11 protein-coding genes are annotated in these 12,628 nt (G+C 60.6%); 6 read left to right on the forward strand and 5 right to left on the reverse strand.

The genetic code is table 11. The features are described from left to right. Positions 1 to 18: 18 nt before the first annotated feature. From G7090_RS11455 to narI, 4 genes are read left to right on the forward strand one after another with little or no spacing between them, the layout of a single operon-like run. A complete protein-coding gene (locus G7090_RS11455; RefSeq protein ID WP_166182486.1) occupies positions 19 to 3,759 on the forward strand; it encodes a nitrate reductase subunit alpha in 3,741 nt (1,246 codons plus the stop codon). Further along, on the forward strand, positions 3,756 to 5,300 hold the full coding sequence (gene narH / locus G7090_RS11460) for a nitrate reductase subunit beta (protein ID WP_142489509.1): 1,545 nt from the start codon (positions 3,756 to 3,758) through the stop codon (positions 5,298 to 5,300). The genes G7090_RS11455 and narH overlap by 4 nt, the downstream gene beginning before the upstream one ends. Further along, a complete protein-coding gene (gene narW / locus G7090_RS11465) occupies positions 5,300 to 5,995 on the forward strand; it encodes a nitrate reductase molybdenum cofactor assembly chaperone (protein WP_166182487.1) in 696 nt (231 codons plus the stop codon). The genes narH and narW overlap by 1 nt, the downstream gene beginning before the upstream one ends. Continuing rightward, on the forward strand, positions 5,992 to 6,672 hold the full coding sequence (gene narI / locus G7090_RS11470) for a respiratory nitrate reductase subunit gamma (protein ID WP_106992911.1): 681 nt from the start codon (positions 5,992 to 5,994) through the stop codon (positions 6,670 to 6,672). Before narW ends, narI begins: the two co-directional genes overlap by 4 nt. A gap of 195 nt (positions 6,673 to 6,867) precedes the next feature. Here the strand turns inward: narI and G7090_RS11475 are convergent, their stop codons facing one another. Beyond that, on the reverse strand, positions 6,868 to 7,317 hold the full coding sequence (locus G7090_RS11475) for a hypothetical protein (protein WP_166182488.1): 450 nt from the start codon (positions 7,315 to 7,317) through the stop codon (positions 6,868 to 6,870). A gap of 334 nt (positions 7,318 to 7,651) precedes the next feature. Here G7090_RS11475 and G7090_RS11480 point away from each other — a divergent pair, with 334 nt between their 5' ends. Beyond that, positions 7,652 to 7,900 carry an AbrB/MazE/SpoVT family DNA-binding domain-containing protein gene (locus G7090_RS11480; protein WP_059307895.1) on the forward strand — a complete coding sequence of 83 codons (249 nt, stop codon included), beginning with the start codon at positions 7,652 to 7,654 and terminating at the stop codon, positions 7,898 to 7,900. Further along, positions 7,900 to 8,226 (forward strand): endoribonuclease MazF, encoded by a 327-nt coding sequence (gene mazF / locus G7090_RS11485; protein WP_106992912.1) that lies wholly within the window; start codon positions 7,900 to 7,902, stop codon positions 8,224 to 8,226. Before G7090_RS11480 ends, mazF begins: the two co-directional genes overlap by 1 nt. A 28-nt stretch (positions 8,227 to 8,254) precedes the next feature. On the opposite strand, the gene nhoA is transcribed toward mazF, so the two are convergent. The 4 genes from nhoA to G7090_RS11505 form a co-directional block, all read right to left on the reverse strand. Next, complete coding sequence (gene nhoA / locus G7090_RS11490; RefSeq protein WP_166182489.1) at positions 8,255 to 9,100, reverse strand: N-hydroxyarylamine O-acetyltransferase; 846 nt, start codon at positions 9,098 to 9,100, stop codon at positions 8,255 to 8,257. A 71-nt stretch (positions 9,101 to 9,171) separates the two neighbouring features. Next, on the reverse strand, positions 9,172 to 10,827 hold the full coding sequence (locus tag G7090_RS11495) for an iron ABC transporter permease (protein WP_166182490.1): 1,656 nt from the start codon (positions 10,825 to 10,827) through the stop codon (positions 9,172 to 9,174). A 38-nt stretch (positions 10,828 to 10,865) separates the two neighbouring features. Next, positions 10,866 to 11,834 carry an ABC transporter substrate-binding protein gene (locus G7090_RS11500; RefSeq protein ID WP_166182491.1) on the reverse strand — a complete coding sequence of 323 codons (969 nt, stop codon included), beginning with the start codon at positions 11,832 to 11,834 and terminating at the stop codon, positions 10,866 to 10,868. Continuing rightward, the gene (locus G7090_RS11505; RefSeq protein WP_166182492.1) at positions 11,831 to 12,523 is read right to left on the reverse strand and encodes an ABC transporter ATP-binding protein; all 693 of its coding nucleotides are present in this window, start codon (positions 12,521 to 12,523) and stop codon (positions 11,831 to 11,833) included. Before G7090_RS11505 ends, G7090_RS11500 begins: the two co-directional genes overlap by 4 nt. Positions 12,524 to 12,628: the final 105 nt, after the last annotated feature.

Here is a 12,628-nt window from a genome sequence, read left to right on the forward strand (position 1 = left end):
TCCGTCAGGAGAAACGTCATGAGTAAATTGTTGGATCGCTTTCGTTATTTCAAACTCAAAGGCGAGACCTTCGCGGATGGACACGGTCAGGTGATGCACACCAACCGCGACTGGGAGGATAGCTATCGCCAGCGATGGCAGTTCGACAAAATTGTGCGATCCACCCACGGCGTAAACTGTACCGGCTCCTGTAGCTGGAAGATCTACGTCAAGAATGGCCTGGTGACATGGGAAACCCAGCAGACCGACTACCCCCGCACCCGCCCCGACCTGCCGAACCACGAGCCGCGCGGCTGCCCGCGCGGGGCCAGCTACTCCTGGTATCTCTACAGCGCCAACCGCCTGAAGTACCCCCTGGTGCGCCGCAAGCTGATTGAGCTGTGGCGCGAGGCGCTGGCCCAGCACAGCGATCCGGTACTGGCCTGGAATGCCATCCAGAATGACCCGCAGAAGAGCCAGAGCTACAAGCAGGCGCGCGGTCACGGCGGATTTATCCGCTCGAACTGGAAAGAGCTGAACCAGCTTATCGCCGCCGCCAACGTCTGGACCATCAAACACTACGGCCCGGACCGGGTGGCGGGCTTCTCGCCGATCCCGGCGATGTCGATGGTCTCTTACGCCGCCGGCACCCGCTATCTCTCCCTGCTGGGGGGCACCTGCCTCAGCTTCTACGACTGGTACTGCGACCTGCCGCCCGCCTCGCCGATGACCTGGGGCGAGCAGACCGACGTGCCGGAGTCCGCCGACTGGTACAACTCCAGCTACATCATCGCCTGGGGCTCCAACGTGCCGCAGACCCGTACCCCGGACGCCCACTTCTTTACCGAGGTGCGCTACAAAGGCACCAAAACTATCGCCATCACCCCGGACTTTTCGGAAGTGGCGAAACTCAGCGACCAGTGGCTGGCACCGAAACAGGGTACCGACAGCGCTTTAGCGATGGCGATGGGCCACGTGATCCTGAAAGAGTTCCACCTCGATAACCCGAGCGACTACTTCCTCAACTACTGCCGTCGCTATACCGACATGCCGATGCTGGTGATGCTCGATCCGCGTGAGGACGGCAGCCTGGTACCCGGCAGAATGCTGCGCGCCTCCGACCTCGCCGACGGGCTGGGCGAAGCCAATAACCCGGAGTGGAAAACCGTCGCCTTTACCGCCACCGGCGATCTGGTGGTGCCGAATGGCTCTATCGGCTTCCGCTGGGGCGAAAAAGGCAAATGGAACCTCGAACCCCAGGCGGCAGGTCAGGAGACCGAGCTGACGCTCTCCCTGCTCGGCACCCACGACAGCGTCGCCGGCGTGGCCTTCCCCTACTTTGGCGGCAATGAGAACCCGCATTTCCGCAGCGTGAAGCAGGAGCCGGTGCTGGTCCGCCAGCTGCCGGTGAAAACCCTGACCCTTGCCGATGGCCGCCAGCTGCAGGTCGCCAGCGTCTACGATCTGGTGCTGGCCAACTACGGCCTCGATCGTGGCCTGGGGGATGAGCTCGCGGCAAAAGATTACGCCGAGATCAAAGCCTATACCCCGGCCTGGGGGGAGCAGATCACCGGCGTGCCGCGTCGCCACATCGAACAGATCGCCCGGGAGTTCGCCGACACGGCGCACAAAACCCATGGCCGGTCGATGATCATTCTCGGTGCCGGGGTCAACCACTGGTATCACATGGACATGAACTACCGGGGAATGATCAACATGCTGGTCTTCTGTGGCTGCGTGGGCAAAAGCGGCGGCGGCTGGTCGCACTATGTCGGCCAGGAGAAGCTGCGTCCGCAAACCGGCTGGCTGCCGCTGGCCTTCGCGCTGGACTGGAACCGTCCGCCGCGCCAGATGAACAGCACCTCGTTCTTCTACAATCACGCCAGCCAGTGGCGCTATGAAAAACTCACCGCCCGGGAGCTGCTCTCTCCCCTGGCGGACGCCTCAAAATTCACCGGACACCTGATCGACTTTAACGTGCGCGCCGAGCGCATGGGCTGGCTGCCCTCTTCGCCGCAGCTGAACCTTAACCCGCTGCACATCAAAGCCCAGGCGGAGGCGGCAGGTATATCGCCGCAAGAATACACCGCCCAGGGGCTGAAATCCGGCGATATCCGCATGGCCTGCGAGCAGCCGGACAACGGGAAAAACCACCCGCGCAACCTGTTCGTCTGGCGCTCAAACCTGCTCGGCTCCTCCGGGAAAGGCCACGAGTACATGCTCAAGTACCTGCTGGGCACCGAGAGCGGTATCCAGGGCGATGACCTTGGTAATACCGATGACGTGAAGCCGGAAGAGGTGGAGTGGCAGACCGCCGCCATCGAGGGGAAACTGGATCTGCTGGTAACTCTCGATTTCCGTATGTCCAGCACCTGCCTGTTCTCGGATATCGTCCTGCCGACCGCCACCTGGTATGAGAAGGACGATATGAATACCTCGGATATGCATCCGTTTATTCATCCGCTCTCCGCCGCAGTGGACCCGGCCTGGGAATCGCGCAGCGACTGGGAGATCTATAAGGGCATCGCCAAAGTCTTCTCCGAGGTCTGCGTCGGGCATCTGGGGACCGAAACCGACGTGGTGTTGCAGCCCCTGCAGCACGACTCCCCGGCGGAGCTCTCCCAGCCGTTCGACATTGCCGACTGGCGCAAAGGAGAATGCGACCTGATCCCGGGCAAAACCGCCCCGGGCATTGCCGTGGTGGAGCGAAACTACCCGGACACCTACGAGCGTTTTACTTCCCTCGGGCCGCTGCTGGACAAGCTCGGCAACGGCGGGAAAGGCATCTCGTGGAACACTCAGGACGAGGTCGATTTCCTCGGCAAGCTCAACTACGTCAAGCTCGACGGCCCGGCGAAAGGCCGTCCGCGCATCGAGACGGCGATTGACGCCTCGGAGGTGATCCTCGCCCTCGCCCCGGAAACCAATGGGCAGGTGGCGGTGAAAGCCTGGGAGGCGCTGGCCGAGTTCACCGGCCGCGAGCACACTCATCTGGCGCTGAACAAGGAAGACGAGAAGATCCGCTTCCGCGATATTCAGGCCCAGCCGCGCAAAATCATCTCCAGCCCGACCTGGTCCGGCATCGAGAGCGAGCACGTCTCCTACAACGCGGGCTATACCAACGTCCACGAGCTGATCCCGTGGCGCACCCTCTCCGGACGTCAGCAGCTGTATCAGGATCACCAGTGGATGCGCGCCTTTGGTGAGAGTCTGGTGGCCTATCGTCCGCCGATTGATACCCGCAGCGTGACCCACATGCGCGAGATCCCACCTAACGGCTTCCCGGAGAAGGCGCTGAACTTCCTGACGCCGCACCAGAAATGGGGCATCCACTCCACCTACAGCGAAAACCTGCTGATGCAGACCCTGTCGCGCGGGGGGCCGATTGTCTGGATCAGCGAAACCGACGCTCGCGAGCTGGGCATTGAGGATAACGACTGGATCGAGTGCTTCAATGCCAACGGCGCCCTCACCGCCCGCGCGGTGGTCAGCCAGCGCGTGCCGCCGGGGATGACCATGATGTACCACGCCCAGGAGCGCATTCTGAACATTCCGGGTTCAGAAGTGACCGGACGACGCGGGGGGATCCACAACTCGGTCACCCGCATCTGCCCGAAACCGACCCACATGATTGGCGGTTACGCCCAGCTGGCGTACGGCTTCAACTACTACGGCACCGTAGGGTCGAACCGCGACGAGTTCATCATGATCCGCAAAATGAAAAACATTAACTGGCTGGATGGCGAAGGTCGGGATCAGGTACAGGAGGCGAAAAAATGAAAATACGCTCACAGGTTGGCATGGTGCTCAATCTCGACAAATGCATCGGCTGTCACACCTGCTCGGTGACCTGCAAGAACGTCTGGACCGGGCGCGAAGGCATGGAGTACGCCTGGTTTAATAACGTCGAAACCAAGCCGGGGATCGGCTACCCGAAAAACTGGGAGGACCAGGAGCAGTGGCAAGGCGGCTGGATCCGCGGCATCTCCGGCAAGCTGACCCCGCGCCTCGGCGGCAAGCTGGGGGTGCTGTCAAAAATCTTCGCCAACCCGCAGATGCCGCAGATCGACGACTACTACGAGCCCTTTACCTTTGACTATCAGGATCTGCACCGCGCCCCGGAGGGCAATCACCTGCCCACCGCCCGCCCGCGCTCGTTGATTGACGGCAAACGGATGGACAAAATCAAATGGGGGCCGAACTGGGAGGAGCTGCTGGGGGGCGAGTTCGAGAAGCGCGCCCGGGACCGCAACTTCGACCGGATGCAGAAGGAGATGTACGGTCAGTTCGAAAACACCTTCATGATGTATCTCCCGCGCCTGTGCGAGCACTGCCTGAACCCGAGCTGTGCGGCGACCTGCCCGAGCGGGGCGATCTACAAGCGCGAAGAGGATGGCATCGTACTGATCGACCAGGACAAGTGCCGCGGCTGGCGTCTGTGCATCAGCGGCTGTCCGTACAAAAAGATCTACTTCAACTGGAAGAGCGGCAAGTCAGAAAAATGCATCTTCTGCTACCCGCGTATCGAATCCGGTCAACCGACCGTCTGCTCGGAAACCTGCGTCGGACGCATCCGCTACCTCGGCGTGCTGCTGTATGACGCCGACCGTATTGAAGAGGCGGCCAGCACTGAACACGAAACCGATCTCTATGAGCGTCAGTGCGACGTGTTCCTCAACCCGCACGACCCGGCAATCATCGAAGAGGCGGTTAAACAAGGTATTCCGCAGAATGTGATTGACGCGGCGCAGCGTTCCCCGGTCTACAAAATGGCGATGGACTGGAAGCTGGCCCTGCCGCTGCACCCTGAGTACCGCACCCTGCCGATGGTCTGGTATGTGCCACCTCTGTCACCGATCCAGTCCTATGCCGATGCCGGTGGTCTGCCGCAGACCGACAGCATTCTCCCGGCGGTCGAAAGCCTGCGCATTCCGGTGCAGTATCTGGCCAATATGCTCAGCGCGGGCGATACCGGCCCGGTGCTGCGCGCCCTGAAACGGATGATGGCGATGCGCCACTACAAACGCTCCCAGACCGTGGAAGGCGTGACCGATACCCGCGCCATCGAGGAAGTGGGCCTCAGCGTCGAGCAGGTGGAGGAGATGTACCGCTATCTTGCCATCGCCAACTACGAGGACCGCTTCGTGATCCCGACCAGCCACCGGGAGATGGCCCGTGACGCCTTCCCGGAGAAAAACGGCTGCGGGTTTACCTTCGGCGACGGCTGCCACGGCTCCGACACTAAATTCAACCTGTTCAACAGCAGCCGCATCGATGCCATCAACATCACCGAGGTGCGCGAACACGGGGAGGGAGAGTGATGCAGATCCTCAAAATTATCGCCCTGCTGATTGAGTATCCGGACGAGGCGCTGTGGGAGAGCCGCGACGAGGCGATCTCACTGGTGGCGCAGGACGCGCCGGGGCTGCTGCCGTTTGCGCAGCAGTACCTTAATGCCCCGCTGCTCGATCGCCAGGCGGAGTGGTGCGAGGTGTTCGAACGTGGGCGCGCCACCTCGCTGCTGCTGTTTGAACATGTGCATGCCGAATCCCGGGATCGCGGTCAGGCGATGGTCGACCTGATGAATCAGTACGAGCAGGCCGGGCTTCAGCTCGACTGCCGCGAGCTGCCGGACTATCTGCCGCTCTATCTGGAGTATCTGAGCATTGTGCCAGAGGCGCAGGCCCGGGAGGGATTGCAGAACGTCGCGCCGATCCTGGCCCTGATTGGCGGACGGCTGAAACAGCGCCAGGTGGCGCACTATCAGCTGTTCGACGCCCTGCTCAGGTTCGCGGGCAGCAAACTCTCCAGTGACAGTGTCACGCAGCAGGTGGCAGGTGAAAAACGGGACGATACCCGCCAGGCGCTGGATGCGGTCTGGGAAGAGGAGCAGGTGAAATTTATTGAGGATAACGCCACGGCGTGCGACAGCTCGCCCATGCAGCAATATCAACGACGCTTTAGCCAGGACGTCGCGCCGCAGTACGTAGACGTCAGCGCCGGAGGCCCAAAATGACACACCATCTGAACGTCTTTTTCTTTGATATTTATCCGTACATCTGCGCCGCGGTCTTCTTCCTCGGCAGCTGGCTGCGGTATGACTACGGCCAGTACACCTGGCGCGCCTCCTCCAGCCAACTGCTGGACAAGCGCGGCATGAACTGGGGCTCTAACCTGTTCCACATCGGCATTATTGGGATTTTCTTCGGCCACCTGTTCGGGATGTTAACCCCGCACTGGATGTACGCCTGGTTCCTGCCGATGGCGGTCAAGCAGCAGCTGGCGATGATTGCCGGGGGGATCTGCGGGGTGCTGACCCTGATTGGCGGCTCGATGCTGTTGTATCGTCGCCTGTTTAATCAGCGGGTGCGCGCCACCTCCACCACGCCGGATATTATCATCATGAGCATTCTGCTGACCCAGTGCGTGCTCGGCCTGACGACCATTCCGTTTTCGGCGCAATACCCGGACGGCAGCGAAATGCTGAAGCTGGTCGGCTGGGCGCAGGGGATCTTCACCTTCCGCGGGGGCTCGTCTGAAATGCTGACCGGGGTAGCATTTATATTCCGCGTCCACCTGGTGCTGGGGATGACCATCTTCCTGCTCTTCCCCTTCACCCGACTGGTCCACGTCTGGAGTGCGCCGTTCGAATACATCACCCGGCGCTATCAGCTGGTGAGATCCCGACGGTAGGCCTAAGCCACGCCGGGTGGCGGAGGTAAAAGCAAAACGGCAACCCCGTTGCCGTTTTTGATGTTTGTTCCCTCTCCCTGTGGGAGAGGGCCAGGGTGAGGGCATCAGACCGCACAACCACGCCTTACCCGGCCTACAAACCGCGTTACACCGTAGGCCGGGCAAGCGACAGCGCCGCCCGGCGTTACCGACTGGCTAGATACCCGGCAAAACACCACTCACTATGGAAAGGATCACCATTAGCACAATAATGGCGCAAACAACCCCGATGCCAAACAGTACGGTATGAAAGATCAAGGTGCCTCCGGCAAACGCCATAGCGCCACGTATGCCCCAGCGATTCTCCTTTCGCATACCGCCGATGAACGCGAGCCCCAACCCGGCGATGGCAAGAACAATCCCACCATTATGGAGAAGCCGGTCAACATCCAGAGTGCGGTTTTCTGCGATTGCAGGCGTTTTCCCGGTTATGCCAGCAATAATGCCCTTTTTAACGGCAGCGACCTGCTCAGCAACCACCGTTTCCAGGGATGGAGGTGGTGAAGAGAAAGGACCAAAAGAGAAATGCACTATCCCAAGCACCAGGGCGATAGCGCCCAGCAACATGCCCAGTGAGCTAAATTTATTCTGCGACAAGATTTCCATATCAATATGCCTTGTGATGATGAGTATAAGCGTCCTGGTTTATTATCCAGGCGGCATTATTGTACTCAACATCAGCGACATGCGAAGAGATACTCGCTGGAGGTCCGGGTCAATACATCCCGCCGGGTGGCGGAGGTAAAAGCAAAACGGCAACCCCGTTGCCGTTTTTGATGTTTGTTCCCTCTCCCTGTGGGAGAGGGTTAGGGTGAGGGCATCAAACCGCACAACAGCGCCGCCCGGCATTGCAACATTTCCACTGTATCGACAATGTTGACACACCAGAATGACCCCGCCTAAGATGGCGATACTTTGTATCAACATCTGGAGTGTTTTTATGCCGCAGGTCACCGTTAAAAAATGGGGTAACAGCCCTTCCGTCAGGCTCCCTGTCGCGGTTATGCGTGAGGCAGAACTGCACGTTGACGATGTGGTGAACGTTAACGTAGACGAAGAAGGACGTATTATTTTGACACCGGTCAGAAAGGACGAACCGACGCTGGAATCGCTGCTCGCGGCGATCACCGACGACAATCTGCATCACGAAGTCACCTTCGGGGAACCGCAAGGTAAGGAGCTGCTGTAATGGACTACATCCCGGAAGCGGGCGATATCGTTTGGCTGGATTTTGATCCGCAGTCAGGACATGAACAGGCAGGACATCGCCCGGCGCTGGTTATTTCACCCGCCACCTACAATGGACGTACCGGTTTAATGCTCTGTTGTCCGCTCACGTCGCAGATCAAAAATTATCCCTTCGAAGTGGTTATTAGCGGTTCACGCCGCAACGTCGCCCTCGCCGATCAGATTAAAAATCTGGACTGGCGGGCGCGTAACGCGGTGAAAAAGGGAACGGCAACCGCCGAAGAACTGGATGCCGTGAGAATGCGCGCTAAGGTTTTAATCGGCTAACAGAAAGGGGCTAACGCCCCTTCCCGCCCTATTTCCCCGCCTGCGGATGGGTTTCAAACCCGGCCATCACCGCCGTCAGTTCTGCCAGCGAAAAACCGTACTTCGGATCGTCAACCCCCAGCCCGAACCGCTCCTGCATCAGCTGATACAGCGCCCCGGCATCCGGCAAATTAATCTGCTCCACTACGTGCCCGTCCTGCCAGTGGGTAAAGTGCAGGTTGGTAAGGGTCAGTTTGCCACCGTCCGGCAGATGGCGGCACATCAGCAGATGATGACGAAAATGGGACTGCGGCCAGTGTGCGGACCAGAAGTTGCCCATCACGTAATCGGTCTGATACTGGGCGGCAAGATCGAAGTGATACATCGACTGCCAGTTGTCATGATGGCGGAACTGAAGCACCCAGTCCTGGCCATCGTTGATCAGCCGGTAGACCCCGTGCGGCGTCGCCTGCTCCTCCTCGGCGATCAACCGAATCGGCGCGGTCAGCGTTTGCCCACCAAAACCGACATCGGCGATCCAGCGTTCATCGTTCAGCTCCACCAGCAGCAGACGATGGGTGCGCGGCGGCATGTGGGGCGGATTCGCCAGCACTACCCTGCCCAGCAGGCTGCGGACGTTAAAGCCCACCTCTCGCAGCACCCGCTCAAACAGGCCGTTCTGCTCAAAGCAGTAGCCCCCGCGTCGGGCGGTGACCAGCTTATCCACCAGGGATTGCTCATCGAGCTGGATCTCCCGCGGCAGCACCACATCGATATTTTCAAACGGAATGGCGCTGTTGTGCTGCAAATGCAGCGCCCGCAGGGTGTTGATGTCCACAGAGACCGGCTGCTGCCAGCCGGTACGGGCGAAATAGGCGCTTAAAAACGGGGTCATAATCAGTTTCCTTTTACAGTCTCCCTTGTTTATAAACTATTTTTACCCGTCCACTGTCGCAAAAGTGCTTTTTATCCCCGAGCCGAGCGCTGCATGATCCCCAGCGCCGTGAGCATTAATACCAGCCCGGTAAGCAGCGTCAGGGTCGCCATCGCCATTCCCTGCCCGACCGATCCCTGCTCAAACTGCCGCCAGATGAATACCGACACGGTCTGCGTCCCCGCCGGGGCCAGCAGCAGCGAGGTAACCAGCTCCCGCGAGGCGATGGCAAACACCATCAGCATCGCCGCCAGCATTGCCGGAGAAACCAGCGGCAGGACGATAAAGCGCAATGCCTGCAATGCCGACGCGCCATGCACCCGCGCGGCAGGCTCGAGGTTGCCCCCCAGCTGGCGCAGCGCGCTGCCGACATAGCGCACCGGCCACGGCAGCAGCAGGCAACAATAGGAGAGCAGCAGGATCGCCCAGCTGTTGTAAGGTGAGACCGGCCAGAACGGCTGGTTCCACAGCAGGATCAGCCCCACCCCGACCACCACGCCGGGCAGCGCGGCAGGCATCAGCGACAGCGCATCCACCAGCCCGTGGCCTTTGATCTTCTGCACCACCACCAGCCAGGCGGCCAGCAGCCCGAGCAGGCCGGTGATACAGGCCGCGCCAAGGGCCAGCGACAGGCTGGTGCCCAGCGCCGACAGGGCATCCCCCTGCTGGCTGAACAACGCCGCATAGTGGGAGGTAGTCAGATTGGCGAGCGTCACTCCGCCCGATAAGGTGCCCAGCACCCCGGACAAGGCCATGGAGGCTCCCGGCAGGATCACCGCGATAAACCCGGTCAGGGCCAGCAGCGCTACTATCGGCAGGGTAAAGCCCCCCGCATCCGCGCCCATGTTCTCCGTCGGTTTGCCGGTAATACTGGTCACGTCCTGATTGCCGGTCAGCTTTTTCTGCAGCCACCAGGCGCTCAGGGCGATGGTCACCAGCACCACCGAGAGCATCGACGCCCCCGACAGATCGATCGGCCATTCAGCGAGTTTTTTCTCGATATCGGTGGTGAGCATCAGTACCCCGGCACGGGTCCCGAGCGCCGCGGGCACGCCATACTCTTCAATCGCCAGGGTGAAGGCCAGCAGCATCCCCGCCGCCAGCGACGGCGACAGCATCGGCAGGGTGATATGCCAGAAGGCCCGGCCAGGGCTGGCCCCGTGTACCCGCGCCACCAGCGCCAGCCGTTGTCCGCTGGCCAGCAGGCTACGCGACACCGCAAAATAGACCACCGGGAAGATATTCAGGGCCATCACCAGCACGATCCCGGTCTGGCTGAACAGCAGATTATTCAGGTTGAGGCCGGTAAGCTGTTGCAGATAGCCGTTGGTTTGCAGCACCAGCATCCACGACAGCGCGGCGATATAGGGCGGGGTTAAAAACGGGATCAGAAACAGCAGATCCCACAGCCGGGGCAGCGGCAGATTAAGCAGCCCGCGCGCCACGCCGAGGGGAAAACCGATCAATGCGCTGACCAGCGCCACGCCGACCGCCACCTGTAGCGTACCGCCCAGCATGGTGGGCAGTTGCGGCTCGGTCAGCAGCGTCGCGACGCCGCTAAAGGCCCCGGCGAAAACGCCGGCGCTGAACTGCGGAAATACCGCCTGCAGCAGAATAAACGTGAGCGGAGACGCCACCAGGATCACCAGCAGCGCCAGCGTCGTCACCGACAAGAATTTAGGGTTCACAAAACAGTCCTGAAGACGGGGTTGCCCCCGTCAGGTGATTATAAGGTGAAGAGCGTGTTGAAACGCTTGAGGATATCGCTGCGTTCGCTGGTACCGTCGCTTTTGGTCGGCAGGATTTTCAAATCGTTGAGCAGCGGGCGTTTAGCCTGCACGTCGCCACGGGCCGGCATCAGCCAGGCATCGGCCACCATCGCCTGGCCTTCTGGCGACAGGACGTAATCGACGAAGGCTTTGGCATCCTCCGCGTGTTGGGTGGATTTAAGGATCATCATCGGACGCGGGGCAATCACCGTCCCGCTGGCCGGGAAGATCACCTTCAGGGATTCGCCCTGGCTGATGTTGCCATACGACACATAGTCCACCGCGCCAAACACCGCCGCTTTGGCCCCCTGCATCACCGGCGTCACCGCCTGGGCATTCGGGCCGCTGACCACCATGCCATTCTTTTTCAGCTCATCAAACAGGGTCCAGGCCTTATCGCCCATCCCATTTTGCAGCCCGATCAGCAGATCGAGCGACGCGCCGGACAGCGCCGGGTCCGGGGTAGTGACTTTATCTTTGAAGGCCCCGGTGGTCAGATCGCGCCACTCTTTCGGCTCCGGGGTGCCGCTTTTGGTGTTCCAGACGATGCCCAACGCCGAAATGCCCTGCGCGACGTAGTCGTCAGATTTCAGATCCGCAGGCACCTTCGCCGCATTGGCGCTCTGGTACGGCAGCAGCCAGCCGCGGTTATGCAGATCTTCTGCGGTATCCCAGGAGGCGGAGATCAGAATATCGGCCTGCGGATTCGCCTGCTCCGCCTCAAGGCGGGCCATCACTTTGCCGGTAGTCGCCTGGAAGATATCCACCTTCACGCCGGTTTTCTTTTCAAAACCGCTGGCGAGGCTTTTAGCCAGCGACCCCGGGCCTGCGGTGTAGACGGTCAGCGCGTGGGCGCTGGACATCATAACGGACGATAACGCCATGGCTAACAGCACTCCTTTTTTAACGGACATTGCAGCTTTCATGCGAACTCCCCTGAGGATGTAATCAAACGATCGGCAGCGACGCTGCCAGCAGACAAATGCACGATGCGATCGGCCAGAATTTCAGCCTCCCGGCGGTCGTGGGTAACATAGACGGCGGTGGTGCCGAGCTGGCGCAGCAGCGTGGCCATCTCGTGACACAAGGTGCCACGCAGTTCGCTGTCGAGGTTGGATAGCGGCTCGTCAAACAGCAGCACCCGCGGCTCGGCGACAATCGCCCGGGCCAGCGCCACGCGCTGTTGCTGGCCGCCGGAGAGCCCGGCCGGTTTGCGGTCGGCGAAATCGCTTAACCCGACGCGGGCCAGCGCCTGCGCTACCCGGCGGTCGCATTCCTGACGCGGGATATGGCGCATTCGCAGTGGGAACGACACGTTCTGTGCCACGGTCATGTGCGGCCAGAGGGCGTAATCCTGGAACACCATGCCGATGTCCCGGGCTTCCGGCGGTAAGGCCCATCCGGTTTTCGCCACCAGGCGATCGCCAAAATGGATCTCCCCTTCTGCGGGCTGGGTTAACCCCGCCAGCAGACGCAACAGGGTGCTTTTGCCGCAGCCCGACGGCCCCAGCAGCGCAACCACGCTACCCGGCTCGATATTCAGATCGATTTGATTCAAAACGGTGTTCGCGCCAAAAGCGTACGAGACGCCTTTGAGCGTGATGGAAGTGAGCATATTGTTATCCTCTTTGGGATTTGATGCTCGCCACTGTAGGCAGCTTGTGTGACGAATAAATTACGCATTTGTTGCAGCTTGATTTCCAATGGCTTTCAGCCGTTT

It is taken from the genome of Leclercia sp. 29361 (assembly GCF_011290365.1).
Classification (GTDB): Bacteria; Pseudomonadota; Gammaproteobacteria; order Enterobacterales; family Enterobacteriaceae; genus Enterobacter; species Enterobacter tamurae.

Bases quoted from the DNA above. Each gene is read 5' to 3' on its own strand.
- G7090_RS11455 (WP_166182486.1), top strand. From the start codon at position 19: ATGAGTAAATTGTTGGATCGCTTTCGTTATTTCAAACTCAAAGGCGAG.
- narH (WP_142489509.1), top strand. From the start codon at position 3,756: ATGAAAATACGCTCACAGGTTGGCATGGTGCTCAATCTCGACAAATGC.
- narW (WP_166182487.1), top strand. From the start codon at position 5,300: ATGCAGATCCTCAAAATTATCGCCCTGCTGATTGAGTATCCGGACGAG.
- narI (WP_106992911.1), top strand. From the start codon at position 5,992: ATGACACACCATCTGAACGTCTTTTTCTTTGATATTTATCCGTACATC.
- G7090_RS11475 (WP_166182488.1), bottom strand. From the start codon at position 7,317: ATGGAAATCTTGTCGCAGAATAAATTTAGCTCACTGGGCATGTTGCTG.
- G7090_RS11480 (WP_059307895.1), top strand. From the start codon at position 7,652: ATGCCGCAGGTCACCGTTAAAAAATGGGGTAACAGCCCTTCCGTCAGG.
- mazF (WP_106992912.1), top strand. From the start codon at position 7,900: ATGGACTACATCCCGGAAGCGGGCGATATCGTTTGGCTGGATTTTGAT.
- nhoA (WP_166182489.1), bottom strand. From the start codon at position 9,100: ATGACCCCGTTTTTAAGCGCCTATTTCGCCCGTACCGGCTGGCAGCAG.
- G7090_RS11500 (WP_166182491.1), bottom strand. From the start codon at position 11,834: ATGAAAGCTGCAATGTCCGTTAAAAAAGGAGTGCTGTTAGCCATGGCG.
- G7090_RS11505 (WP_166182492.1), bottom strand. From the start codon at position 12,523: ATGCTCACTTCCATCACGCTCAAAGGCGTCTCGTACGCTTTTGGCGCG.